We start from the raw sequence: 12610 nt of genomic DNA, 5'->3' as shown, positions 1-12610 counted from the left end.
TATGATGCAATTTATCGATTTAAAAAAACAATATTCAATAATAGAAAACGAAATTTTAACCGGTATTAAAAACGTTTTGAATCATGGTCAATACATTATGGGGCCTGAAATTACGCAACTTGAAAAGCAATTGGCTGATTTTATAGGGGTTAAACATGCCATTGTTAATTCAAGTGGTACTGATGCCTTATTAATGGCATTAATGGCTTTGGAAATTCAGCCTGGAGATGAGGTAATAACCACTCCTTTTAGTTTTTTTGCTACCACAGAAGTGATTAGTCTTTGTCAAGCCAAGCCTGTTTTTGTAGATATTGATCCACTTACTTATAATATGGATCCTAACCAGTTAGAAGCTGCCATTACCAGTAAAACCAAGGCAATAATGCCAGTTGGATTATATGGTCAATGTGCTGATCATGATGAAATTAATTCCATTGCCGCTCGCTATGGTATCCCTGTAATTGAAGATGCAGCACAAAGTTTTGGAGCAACTTATAAAGGTAAGTATTCTTGCGCTTTATCAACGATTGGATGCACCAGCTTTTTTCCCTCTAAACCTTTAGGTGGTTACGGGGATTCAGGAGCCTGTTTTACTAATGATGATGCGTTAGCTCAAAAACTTATTGAAATAAGAATCCATGGGCAAAATGCACGTTATTGCCATAATCGTATAGGGATAAATGGACGAATGGATACAATTCAAGCAGCTGTTTTAATTGAAAAGTTGAAACTTTTTCCAGATGAAATCATCATGCGTCAACGAGTTGCTAAGTCTTATGACCAAATGCTTTCCTCTTTAGTGAAAACACCGTTTGTTCATAGTTATAACACCAGTGTTTATGCACAATATACTATTGAGGTAAATAGTCGCGATGCGTTCCAAAAAGCGATGCAAGAATCCGGGATTCCAACAGCTGTTCATTATCCAGTACCATTACATCAGCAAATAGCAATGGCCTATTTAGGGTACAAGGTGGGTGATTTCCCACATGCAGAGCATGCCAGCAGCCGAGTGATTAGCTTACCCATGCATCCTTATCTGCAAGAAGCAGAACAAATGAGAATTGTCACTGCAGTAAAAAGTGCTCTAAAAGTTCATGAGGAAGAGGCCGTAGCATAAATGACGTCTAAATTAATTGTTGCATTGGATTTTGATAATGAGCACGACGCTTTAAATCTGGTTGAAAAACTTGATCCGAAAAGCTGTGGATTAAAAGTAGGCAGTGAGCTTTTTACGCTGCTTGGAACCAATTTTGTGAAACAACTGATCAAAAGACAATTTAATGTGTTTTTGGATTTAAAATTTCATGATATTCCTAATACAGTTGCAAAAGCGTGTAAAGCAGGAGCTGATCTAGGCGTTTGGATGATGAACGTTCACGCTTCAGGTGGCATGAGTATGATGCAGGCCGCAAGAAAAGCAATTGATTCTTATGGCGTGAATAGACCGATATTAATTGCAGTAACTGTTTTAACCAGTTTTAACCAAAATGAACTTACTGCTATTGGAGTGACTGCACCGGTAATAGACCAGGTGAAAAAATTGGCAATTTTGACCAAAGAATCAGGTTTGGACGGTGTAGTCAGTTCCGCTCAAGAAGTGAAAATAATAAAAAGTGCTTGTAACGACCAATTTATCACGGTTACTCCGGGTATTAGACTCGCGAGTAATTCAAATGATGATCAATCAAGAGTTATGAGTCCCAGACAAGCTATTGAAGAAGGCAGCGATTTTCTGGTAGTAGGGCGTCCAATCACTCAAGCGATTAACCCAGAACTCGTTGTAGATGAAATTTTAAGTAGTATACAGAATATTTAATTTCCTCATAAGTCAGCACTGAGTCTTCAAAAAATTAGAAAATATAGATGAGATGAATGCTGGCTTAACAGCCTGAAGCGAGTGGGTTGGGACGTTCGACCCAATAAATTCAACTCACATAACTCATTGCATTGATGATTTTAAAATCTCATTCTTACGTCCAATTTATCGACATCTCAACTTAATATAGTGAGCATATTTAAATTGTTGGGTCAAAATGACCCAACCTACTACGTCCCGCGGCTTGTCCGAATGATGCAGTAGGAAGTGCATTATTCATTGAATAATGGCTTATATATCAAAGTTTCCAATCAAAAGTCGAATAAAAGAGTCAAAGTCAATGAAGAGCTGGATTGTTTTGGCTCTATTTAATTTCTGATAAATTTGTGTTAATTATATTTGTGATGGTTAAAAATAATAAAACAAAGAGCATCGTCATCGTGTAATTGGAACAAGTGGCATGGAGGGAAGTAAGAATCGAGTGAAGTAAAGCAAGATCAATTGAGCAATATATCAACTGGGAGTGATTAAATTATTGCTGAATGTTAATGGATTATCATAACTTAAGGATAAGTCATGACACCACAACACGTAATAAGTCAGTTGCTTGCATCTGACGCACACCAATATCCTCAAAATCTGGAATTATTAAAAAAGATCATTATTACGGCCTATTTAGGACGCTTGCAAATTAATGGTTTACCACCTGATAATAAAATTGCTTTTGGCAACTATCTATTTGATAACGAACAAATAATGTTCGATTTTACCCGTGTAAGTGATGAAAAAAGAGCACTGTTTAAGCAATGGTTTTTGGATCCACATCAAAAAGATAAAACCAAGGCATTTTTAAGTGGCGTTACTGTAAACGAATATCGAGGTTTTACAGCCGAGGTCGCCTTAACCTGGTGGGGGAGAATAGTCAGTTGGTTTCAGGGGCTATATCAAGAACATTGGAGAATAACTGATTTAGATTTATCTCTTAAAAATATATCTCATTATCAATTGACTGGTATTCAAATGTGTCATGGTAATCATGGTACATTAATTGGTTTTAATCAGTTTCTAGTTCCGGGAATAGGAACAAAATATAATGATCCTAATGATTCACAGCAAGAGCCTTTAGGGAATACCAAACGAGTTTTTATTACTGATAAATTGGTCGATAAGCTCATTGCGCTTAATATAAAAAATATCAAATTTGAATCGGTATGCAAAAGTCCTCATCCACAATCTATAGAGGTATCTGATCCTCAGGAACGTCTGGATAAAATGCATGATTATCGAAAAATGCAGCGTTTTATGTCACTGAAACCATGGTATGTTCGAATTTGGAGTTGGTTTTTCCCTTGGATAAATGATGAAAAAGTCAAAAGTAAATCAATTAAAGAAAAACAAGTAGTATCGCTCTATGAATCAAAAAAAATTGAGATTTTCCGATTTTTAAAATCACATGAGATTCTGGTTAGGGAAAGAAAACCCAATATTGAAAATATAGTGTTTTGTGGTGGTGGTGCAAAAATTTTTGCACATGTTGGGGTCTGGAAAGCGTTAAATGAAGCCAAAATTTACCCTGATAAATTTGCTGGAAGTTCAGCAGGTGCGATTATGGCTTTATTGTGTTACCTGGGTTACTCTGCATCTGAAATTGAAGAACTATTCAAACATTTCAAGAATGAACATTTGGTTCATTTTGATATCAATATCAATGGATTTTCTGAAGCAGACTCATTAAAGACCGCCCTTGATTATGCAATTGCTTATAAATTGAACCAAATTGTTACCGAATATCAAATTCCGTACCCACAAGGGAAAATTACTTTTGCTACATTGGAAGCAATTCGTCAAAAATGTCCCGGTTGTGGAATTGGCAAAGAGTTAGTGGTTACAGCGACAAATAAACGTCAAGGTACAACTCGATATTTTTCCCTTTTACACTCACCAAATTTTGAAGTAAGTGAAGCAGTTAAAACATCTGCAAGCTTCCCAATAGTCTATAGATCAACGCTTATTGACGGGGAGGAACATAATGATGGTGGTATATTAAATAATTTTCCTACTGAGCCTTTTTCTGATGATCATTCAACCCTACTTGAATCAGAATATGGTAATAACTTAAAAGTGTTAGCAGTCAAGTTTGATGACGGGCCAGAACGAAAGGCCATAGATCGGGTCATGGATAGGGTTTATAGAGAGAATGTTGTATTAAATTGGATTTATAGATTGCTGACTGGGGTTAGTGATCCAGCGAGCGGCTGGGAGAAAGATCGCTTGAAATTGAGGAAATATGCCTGTCAATCCATCGTGATCAATGTCGACAATGTACCAAGCTCATCATTCACAGTAGGAGAAGAAACAAGAAAACAAATGATCGATGCAGGTTTTGAGGAGACAAATAATTATTTGAACATGCGTTATCGAAAAAATGATTCCGAAGAATATGAAAATGAAGAATTTATGTATACGACTTTTAGTTCTTTGGGTGAATTGCTCTCTTATTGTTGCTATCGAGGTGATAAACACTGGTTTGAAATAGTATATCGACTTATTGAGGAATCTACTGCACCTAATCGAACGGAGTTAATGCAACAAGCTGAAGAGCTGCGGAGCCTTTATTTCAGTACAACTGCTACCTCACAAAAAAGTCCTAAACAAGATGAGAGTCCTTTAACTTTTTTTGGCAATGAAATAATGTCAAATACTTCATCTTCATCCATCGGAAGTGATAATCATAAGATTTTACTTGCTGTTTACCCTGTATTTTTAAAATTATCACAAGACTTTCTCAAAGACGCCACAGATAAAAAAATCTTTGACTTTGCACGTCATTCCTTTTCGTTGAAAGCACCTTTTGCATGTTTGAATCATTTTGCAAAAATTCACAATGAAACGCATGTAATTTTTCATATTGCAATTAATTTATTAAAAGAACTGAAACTAAACCCCACTGAGCAAGTTTATGAAGCATTTACTCAATTGCTTGAGTTGCTTAATAGCGGTAATAAAAACATATATAAAGACGAGTATTTTGCACGTTGGAATTTATCTTTTGCACAAAGTTTACGCGTATTAGGTTTCTTGCATAAGGACTCTAAAGTTCATTCTCGATTGCTTCGTTCTTTGAGCCGTGGAAGTGAACCTATGCAAATAGTTATTGATGGAGTTTTTTCTGAAGACAATTATGATAATTTAGAGTCCGATGAGTCATTTTCTTTTAGCATTTAAGTCCATGGTTTTTTCATAAAATTATGATATTGTATTTCGTAACTCGCAAACAGGCAGTAATAGGAAATCAGTTTTTTATATGAAAGTAAAAGGGTTTACGCTGCTTGAACTAATGATAACTATGTTCTTATTTTTAAGTTTATCAATAGTAGGAATTGGTTCATACACTTATTTTATGAAAAAAAATGAACAGAAAACATTCATTGATGAACTGCGAACTGCAATACAGTATGCCAAGATGCAGGCCATTATCCTTGGCAATTCTGTATATCTTGCTCCTCTAGATGTTTCATCCAGTTGGTCAAATGGTATGGTTTTGAATTTTTTAAATAAAAAAACAAATAAAATTGAACTGATTTATCAATGGCAATGGAGTCATCCTCATTGGGATTTGAATTGGGTAGGAGTAAGCACAACAAATAAGATTGTATTCTCAACTCATCCAGGTCAGGCAATTAGTAATGGGCATTTTATTTTAATTAATAAAGATACCCGTGAGCAGGTAGTTATCATATTAAATCGACTTGGTAGAATAAGAATTAGCAATAACTTGTCCCTGATGCGTTAATTTTGTAAGATCCTGCTGAAATATATTTTGTAATAGTACTAAAATCTATGCCTATTAATACCCATTCTATTTTTACAATAAGTGCGCAAAGCTCTGAACAACTTTCAAAATGGCTCAATTATCAAGATTCATTAACTGATAAACTGCAGCAAATTAAAGGTGATGCGCAAGTTGAACTGATTTCTCAATATTGGAGGAATACAGACTGGTGGGATAATAACTTTCTGCAAATTCAAGATAAGCTGGTCTTTCAACGTGAAATCATTATGAAAAGCCACAATGTGGCTTATTGGTATGCTCGAAGCATTATTCCTAAAAAATGTTATGATCTCGATCCAACTTTTTTTGGACGTTTGGAAAATGAATCAATAAAAAATTTAATCTTTAAAGAAGATAGGGTGCATCGTGTTCAGTCAATCAATTACCCAATTGATCAGCAATGCTTGGAATTTTATTGGGTAAAAAGGAACTTGGATTCTATCGATGACGTACTTTGGGTGCGGCTTGCAGAATTTTTATTTCAGCAAAAGGAGGCATTTTATTTAGCTGAAATTATGTTACCTGAACTTGAGAGTATTAACTCATGAAATGGAATGCATATTGGCGGTTAATGCGTTTTGATAAGCCTGTGGGAATTTTATTGCTTTGGTTTCCAACAGCATGGGCTTTATGGTTAGCGAATAAAGGAGTACCACCACTTAGACTTTTTATCCTTTTTTTATGTGGTACTGTATTCATGCGAGCTGCAGGCTGTGTAATCAATGATATTGCAGATCGAAATATCGATAAACATGTCGCACGTACTAAATTAAGGCCATTAACCTCTGGCGAAGTGAGTTTGCCCGAAGCCTTCTTTTTATTAATAGTTTTGCTTTTCGCTGCATTATTTATACTACTTCAGTTACCGCGAAATTGTTTTTATTTCGGATTGATCGCATTATTCATTTCTTTTTTATATCCTTTTTGCAAACGTTTTCTAGATGCTCCCCAACTGATTTTGGGTTTAGCATTCTCCATGGGAATTCCCATGGCTTATGTTGCCTCAGATCTTCCCTTGAATGGTGAGTTTTTCTTATTATTTTTAATCAATTTTTCCTGGATTCTTGTTTATGATACGATGTATGCTATGGCTGATAAAGCAGACGACTTGCGAATTGGCGTGAAATCTACTGCAATTTATTTTGCCAGTTACGATCGAATGATTATTGGTTTATTGCAAGGATTATTTCATGGTTTGTGGCTGTGCTTGGCATTAGAAAATCAAATAAATTTATGGTTTTATATTTTTTGGTTTGCAGCAGGTATGGTTTTGATGTACCAACAAAAGTTGATTAGTAAAAGAATCCCGCAAGAATGTTTTAAAGCCTTTATTGTTAGTGTGTATTACGGCGCCTTAATGTGGCTAGCTGTTGTCGGTAAATAACGAGTTATTTATGAAGATACATTTTACTTTAGTATTTTAAAAAAATAGAATGGTATATTGTTAAACGATAGGGATGTTTTTTTAAATGGAGTTGTTCAATTTATTTCTAATGGCTTCCTTTGTTACCCTATTTTTTTTGTCTAACAACTCTCATGCTTCAAATCCTAATTCTTCAATAATAGCTAAGGAAGCTCCCAATAAAATATGCCATCTTCCCCAATATAAAAAATCATCCTCTGCCATTTGTCAGGCCAAAAATCAACAAGTAAATACTTTTTGTAAAAGAAAAAATAATTACACGATTCAGGAAACTGCTTTTCAGGTAATGTTCACAAAAAACCATACAACAACTCAAAAAAATTATCTGCTTGCTGCAGGTGAAACCGTTGCATTTTTGATTGGATATACTATTAGATATTATAATAATCACGAATTTAATGCGGTTGATTGGGATTTTACTCTTCATTCTTCAATAAAAAATCGTTTGAACGGTAGCGCTGTTCGATTTGATGACAATCTATTTGCCACTAATAGGGGACATTTTTTTGCTGGAGCAGGATATTATTCAATTGCCCGATTAAATGGACTGAATCGATTTTATTCAATACTTTATACCGCTGCAGCTTCAAGTATTTGGGAGTATGTAACTGAATTTAGGGAAGTAGTCAGTATTAATGATCAAATTAATACAATTTGGGGCGGCTTTGTTATTGGAGAGACATATAATGAAGTCATTAAGATCTTTCAGTACTTACCTTCTACTCCTCTTAATAATGCTTTAGGATGTGTTTTCAAAGCACCCAAATATTTCCTGGATTTGTTTTCAGTAAAGATTTATAAAGAAGCTCCGCGCAACTATTTTGATAGTAATTACTCCCCATGGAGCATGTTTGATATTTATTCCGGATACTTCACTACCCAATACGAATTACCTAAATTATTCTCCCATTCCCCAGCTAACGGTAAAAGTAATTTATCAGGAGTTTATTTTGGTTTAAATACACAATTAATTGATATTCCAATGTTTGAACAAGTAGGTGAGGTCAATGATTTCTTAACTGACAATGTCTTTGGCCAATTGCTTTTTGAAGATTACTATAATTCAAAATTTAATACGTTAAATTTTTTCGCTAAAACGACATTAGGTGCTTATTATTCGAAAAAGCTTTCTTACGATAAGAGAGGTTATCTTAAAGGGCATAATTTATTTATCGGGCCAAGCGTTGCTGTTCAAATTAAAATGGATGATGTATTGAATGATTTTTATTCGGCACTTCACTTATTGGGATTAACGATTGACATGACCACTTATCTAAATAATTTCAAAATTAGAAGCGTTCTTGATATTTATGGTGACTTTACAATGATGAACGCTTACGCTTTTCAGCGATACAAAATAGATCATGATGTCCAAAATGAATTTTCTGTTTTAAGAAATTTTGGATATTATTATGGAATGGGCTACACAACAGATGCACTATTCACAGTAGATTATAAAAGAGGGCAGATTGGTGGAGGCATTATTAATATTAATGCGAATATGATTCCTAATAGATCTCGATTTTTTCGTCCTCATACAGGTTGTGGGGGATGGTGCAAAAAAGAGACAACAAAGTTGAATCTTAGTGATTTCAGGCTAAATATATATGCATGGGCTTCTTTTAAGTTAATCAATCACGTTAAAATTCAATTAAGCGTTCAAAAAAATGAAATCACGGGAAAAATACGGGGTTGGGGGAAGGAGCAGCGTTCAGAAACGAGCAAAGCGATCGCATTGGTTTACTCCTTGCAAAACTAGTCAATGTGCACCCAGCTTGTGAGTTTGATGTGGTTGAATGCCTTATCTATGAGCAAAAAAAACTTAATGTTTAAAAAATATAACTAATACCTCCTAAACCACGGACACCAAATTGGTCAAATCTATAGATAAGTGTTCTGATAATGCTGGGATAATCGGTCCTATTATGTTGGGATTAAGAGACTAATATATAAAAATTAAGTTCAGGATGGAGTTATTTTATGAAGAAATCCTCTAGATGACTAGGATTCCTGGATACCGCGAACACGTCGCGGTACGGAGGAGTAGTAGAGGAATTATTAGCACACTCTATAGAGCTCAGGTTTTAATAAGCTTCGCTACCATTATCTGCAACAACACGTGTGTTTTTTCCATAGATTACAAGAATTTTTTGTTTCGTTTTTAGCTTGAGATCTTCAGCCTGAACTACAGAAATAATTCCGCCTGAATTTAATCGAATCACATACTCAACGCCACGCGATTGACTGTAACCATTATCTTCAAAACTATTGCTTGTTTTTTTAGTAATATTGCTCATATTTCGACGTAAATTTACAGGTCGCTTTGAAATAATCGTGCCTGGAATTACTTTTTTAACTTTACCTACCTCAGCTGAATCATACTCACCAGGAGGTAATGTTTTGTTACAACTAAGTAAAATGAAACCAAAAAGTAATACTAAAACGGACTTAAATAAGTTTTTTCGAATCATAGGACTTAAACTCCAGTTAGGAACATGACCGAAATAATATACCCATTAAATAGGACTATCTTCAGTAAATGGGAATTATCCAGGTCACATTAACATTAATTTTGCGGTCACGCGCAGTATAACCGAGAATTAATTTATTTTTAACAGTTCTTCCAATAAACTGCTGGCTCCAATTCGAAACCAACTCTTATTAATTTGCTTGTCAAGCATTAGCTCTGCGAGTCTTGCATAATTGTAAGCGTGCTGCGGTTTTCTAATGCCTCCAGAAATCTTAATCCCACAACCTGTATTTGTATCTCGAATAGCGCTTAAAATTGCAAATACTGCCGATAAAGATGCTCCTGTTTGATTTTTACCTGTTGAGGTTTTAATAAAATCACATTCTAATTCAATTAACTCTTTACTTGCGTTATAAATGGTTTCTCTATCAGGGAAAGAACCCGTTTCTAAAATAATTTTTAAAACAAGTTTTTGTTCTTTGCATAATTGCGCAATAGCTTGACATTGATTTAAAGCCTTTTGCTTTTGACCCTGTAGATAAATACGATAAGGAAAAACATAGTCAATTTCTGCAGCACCTAATTGAAACCCTTTTTCTATAGTTGCAATTGAATCAGACAACTCTTCAATTCCTTGTGGGAAATTAACTACTGTAGCTAAGTCAATGGTATTATGCGAAGAGAATTGACCTAGATGCTGTATATAAACACATAGTGCAGCAACATGGTTTTGATTTGCACTGTATTTTAATTGATTTAGTGATTCAATAGTCGCATTTTCATCCAATAAGGTAAGATCAATGGACTGGATCAATTGCTTGGTAGTCACGGCACTCTGAGTGTAACCGCCAAGCAATGTGTGCATAACCTCATTAAAATGGGCTTCTAAACTCATTTTAAACTCGCAATATACTGTTTTAGAATGAAATTAAGCTTTTGTGCGGCACTTTCTGCCATCGCAATTACCGATTCATGGCTGTGGGCTGTTTTCGAAAGACCTGTTGCAAAGTTGGTAATCATTGCAATAACTGCTACATGCATACCACAATGATTTGCTACCAATACTTCTGGAACCGTCGACATTCCTACAGCATCTGCTCCCCAAAGTTTAAATGCTCTGATTTCAGCAGCAGTTTCGTAGTGTGGGCCTAGTACAGAAATGTAAACTCCTTCTGTAAGCTGGATTGAGTTTTTTGCCGCGATGGATAATAAATTAAAACGCATTTCTTTATCATAAGCATTATCTAAAGGATAAAATCTTGGGCCAAACTCATCATCATTTGGACCAATTAAGGGATTACTAGGCTGTAAATTGATATGATCGGAAATAAGCATTAATTCACCTGGGCCAACATCCTCTCTTAATGAGCCAGAGGCGTTAGTGGCTATGAAATAATTACACCCTAAGAGCTTTAAGGTACGAATATAGGTTTTAACTGTTTCATAGTTTTCCAAACCTTCATACGTATGAGCTCGACCTTGTAAGCATATAACACCCACATTATTCCAATATCCAAAAATTAAATTACCACCATGGCCTTGTACAGTAATCTTGGGGAATCCAGGTAATTCTTCGTAACTGATACAAATTGAATCGTGCAATTCCTCAGCAAATTTACCTAAACCCGATCCCAATACCACACCTATAGTTGGTTTAAATGAAGGATATAATTTTTTAATATAATTTGCCGCTAAATGGGCATAGCTCTGCTTTGGTTCTGAATCTGTCATAAAAATCTTCCTATTAATTAGAGTCTGTTTTCATTTCTACTATCTTGCAAAATGTAAGCAGAGCCTAAGGGTTAAAATCAAATTTAAAAGCCAATGGCAGGAGTTCATCAATCTTTAAGCTATGTAATATTGAATTTTTATCACATAGATGGATCAGGGTATCAGGCGTTGAAAATTCATAAATTCTTTGCCTACACGCCCCACAAGGTGAACATAATAAATTTGTTCCTGCCAAAACAACCATACTTTTGATACATTGCTCGCCTGCAGAAACCATAGCAGAAATTGCTGAGGTTTCTGCACACACAGCCAAACCATAAGAGCTATTTTCTACATTAACACCTGTATATAAATTATCTTTATCAGTACAAATACAGCAGGCCACGCTAAATTTGGAGTAGGGTGAGTAAGAGTGAGCAAGCGCCTTATGTGCATTTGAAATCATTTTCGCAATTGTTTGATCCATAATAAAACTTAAGTAGAACTGAAAGAAGTCAATTATAGAAGAGTCTTACCCTGAAGACTATGCTCCACATGATTTTCTTTAATATCAAGCAATTCAACAGTATTAGAACTAGAAGATTTTTTGGGCTTAGGAAATAAACAATTGAAGAAACCTGGTTCTGGTGAGTTAGAAAGTTCTTCAGAAATTGAAGGACCTAAGCTATCGCCTATGTCTGTGTAACTTTCTGGAATTTGGTCTGGTTTATGATTTCCAAAAGTGCAATTTAACCAGAATTCAAATGCCAATGCACCGAGTCCTGCACAAATAATCAGAGAAAAAATAGTAATGGGTATTGCCATGGGTGGAAAGAAAAATATAAGGGTAGCAGCAATCGCTGCAACCAGACTTATAGCGGTTGATGTTGCCGCATAAGACACATAATTTTTTTGTCGGTCCGAAGAGTAGTTGGCATCATTTTTCGGTGGATTTTTAAATCTATGATATTCTCCAATTGCCCATATTGCATTACCAATAAGGAAAAGCCATGCCGCTGGAGGAAATAGGACAGGTACGAAAACGGCCGCGACACTGATTACCGTTGCGGTTAACCCTACAAATGAGGACAAAAGAAATTGTTCTTTAATTTGCGCAAAACCGTACCATTTTCGGTAATTCACTGGATGATCTGGGTGGAGAAGAGATGCTGTAAGCCAAGCGAGATAAGCAAGTGAATAGATTCCCAATGAAACAAATCTGAAAATAGCTGATGCGAGCGGGAAAGGAATATACTGGAGCTTTGAAAGCAAAAAGCCAGTGAAGAAAAAGATGCCACTTGCTTTGTCTAATTTCTGGGCTACGGTCATATAAAAGTAATCCTAATGCTCCTATTA

At 35.3% G+C, this 12610-nt stretch carries 12 protein-coding genes; 7 read left to right on the top strand and 5 right to left on the bottom strand.

Annotation, left to right across the window (positions count from 1 at the left end; genetic code table 11):
• Positions 1-4 precede the first annotated feature (4 nt).
• The 7 genes from FOLKNPGA_RS09995 to FOLKNPGA_RS09965 all read left to right on the top strand — a co-directional run bounded on the left by FOLKNPGA_RS09995 (position 5) and on the right by FOLKNPGA_RS09965 (position 8833).
• Positions 5-1120, top strand: a complete 1116-nt coding sequence (locus FOLKNPGA_RS09995; RefSeq protein WP_182352824.1) for a DegT/DnrJ/EryC1/StrS aminotransferase family protein — start codon at positions 5-7, stop codon at positions 1118-1120.
• Positions 1121-1819, top strand: coding sequence for an orotidine-5'-phosphate decarboxylase (pyrF, locus tag FOLKNPGA_RS09990; RefSeq protein ID WP_182349781.1), 699 nt, complete (start codon positions 1121-1123; stop codon positions 1817-1819).
• 576 nt (positions 1820-2395) lie between these two features.
• Complete coding sequence (gene vpdC, locus FOLKNPGA_RS09985) at positions 2396-5044, top strand: Dot/Icm T4SS effector VpdC (protein ID WP_182349780.1); 2649 nt, start codon at positions 2396-2398, stop codon at positions 5042-5044.
• Positions 5045-5123: 79 nt separating this feature from the next.
• Entirely contained in the window at positions 5124-5612 is a 489-nt protein-coding gene (locus tag FOLKNPGA_RS09980; protein WP_182349779.1) for a GspH/FimT family pseudopilin, read from the top strand.
• 47 nt (positions 5613-5659) lie between these two features.
• Complete coding sequence (locus FOLKNPGA_RS09975; protein WP_182349778.1) at positions 5660-6199, top strand: chorismate lyase; 540 nt, start codon at positions 5660-5662, stop codon at positions 6197-6199.
• Positions 6196-7035, top strand: a complete 840-nt coding sequence (gene ubiA, locus FOLKNPGA_RS09970) for a 4-hydroxybenzoate octaprenyltransferase (RefSeq protein WP_182349777.1) — start codon at positions 6196-6198, stop codon at positions 7033-7035. The genes FOLKNPGA_RS09975 and ubiA overlap by 4 nt, the downstream gene beginning before the upstream one ends.
• Before the next feature lie 85 nt (positions 7036-7120).
• Positions 7121-8833, top strand: coding sequence for a DUF3943 domain-containing protein (locus FOLKNPGA_RS09965; protein ID WP_182349776.1), 1713 nt, complete (start codon positions 7121-7123; stop codon positions 8831-8833).
• 325 nt (positions 8834-9158) lie between these two features.
• On the opposite strand, the gene FOLKNPGA_RS09960 is transcribed toward FOLKNPGA_RS09965, so the two are convergent.
• The 5 genes from FOLKNPGA_RS09960 to FOLKNPGA_RS09940 form a co-directional block, all read right to left on the bottom strand.
• Positions 9159-9545: a hypothetical protein gene (locus tag FOLKNPGA_RS09960; protein ID WP_182349775.1), complete on the bottom strand. Its 387-nt coding sequence runs from the start codon at positions 9543-9545 to the stop codon at positions 9159-9161.
• A 129-nt stretch (positions 9546-9674) separates the two neighbouring features.
• Positions 9675-10439, bottom strand: a complete 765-nt coding sequence (locus tag FOLKNPGA_RS09955; protein WP_182349774.1) for a deoxyribose-phosphate aldolase — start codon at positions 10437-10439, stop codon at positions 9675-9677.
• Positions 10436-11275 carry a purine-nucleoside phosphorylase gene (locus tag FOLKNPGA_RS09950; protein ID WP_182349773.1) on the bottom strand — a complete coding sequence of 280 codons (840 nt, stop codon included), beginning with the start codon at positions 11273-11275 and terminating at the stop codon, positions 10436-10438. The genes FOLKNPGA_RS09955 and FOLKNPGA_RS09950 overlap by 4 nt, the downstream gene beginning before the upstream one ends.
• A 64-nt stretch (positions 11276-11339) precedes the next feature.
• Complete coding sequence (cdd, locus tag FOLKNPGA_RS09945; protein ID WP_182349772.1) at positions 11340-11741, bottom strand: cytidine deaminase; 402 nt, start codon at positions 11739-11741, stop codon at positions 11340-11342.
• A 32-nt stretch (positions 11742-11773) separates the two neighbouring features.
• On the bottom strand, positions 11774-12583 hold the full coding sequence (locus FOLKNPGA_RS09940) for a hypothetical protein (protein WP_182349771.1): 810 nt from the start codon (positions 12581-12583) through the stop codon (positions 11774-11776).
• Positions 12584-12610 lie beyond the last annotated feature (27 nt).

The organism is Legionella sp. PC1000, assembly GCF_014109805.1.
Taxonomy (GTDB): Bacteria; Pseudomonadota; Gammaproteobacteria; order Legionellales; family Legionellaceae; genus Legionella; species Legionella resiliens.
Note: the sequence above shows the minus strand (reverse complement) of the source record. Positions and strands in the feature narration are given on the sequence as shown.

Coding starts and splice junctions, on each gene's coding strand:
- FOLKNPGA_RS09995 (WP_182352824.1), top strand. CDS start 5: ATGCAATTTATCGATTTAAAAAAACAATATTCAATAATAGAAAACGAA.
- pyrF (WP_182349781.1), top strand. CDS start 1,121: ATGACGTCTAAATTAATTGTTGCATTGGATTTTGATAATGAGCACGAC.
- vpdC (WP_182349780.1), top strand. CDS start 2,396: ATGACACCACAACACGTAATAAGTCAGTTGCTTGCATCTGACGCACAC.
- FOLKNPGA_RS09980 (WP_182349779.1), top strand. CDS start 5,124: ATGAAAGTAAAAGGGTTTACGCTGCTTGAACTAATGATAACTATGTTC.
- FOLKNPGA_RS09975 (WP_182349778.1), top strand. CDS start 5,660: ATGCCTATTAATACCCATTCTATTTTTACAATAAGTGCGCAAAGCTCT.
- ubiA (WP_182349777.1), top strand. CDS start 6,196: ATGAAATGGAATGCATATTGGCGGTTAATGCGTTTTGATAAGCCTGTG.
- FOLKNPGA_RS09965 (WP_182349776.1), top strand. CDS start 7,121: ATGGAGTTGTTCAATTTATTTCTAATGGCTTCCTTTGTTACCCTATTT.
- FOLKNPGA_RS09960 (WP_182349775.1), bottom strand. CDS start 9,545: ATGATTCGAAAAAACTTATTTAAGTCCGTTTTAGTATTACTTTTTGGT.
- FOLKNPGA_RS09955 (WP_182349774.1), bottom strand. CDS start 10,439: ATGAGTTTAGAAGCCCATTTTAATGAGGTTATGCACACATTGCTTGGC.
- FOLKNPGA_RS09950 (WP_182349773.1), bottom strand. CDS start 11,275: ATGACAGATTCAGAACCAAAGCAGAGCTATGCCCATTTAGCGGCAAAT.
- cdd (WP_182349772.1), bottom strand. CDS start 11,741: ATGGATCAAACAATTGCGAAAATGATTTCAAATGCACATAAGGCGCTT.
- FOLKNPGA_RS09940 (WP_182349771.1), bottom strand. CDS start 12,583: ATGACCGTAGCCCAGAAATTAGACAAAGCAAGTGGCATCTTTTTCTTC.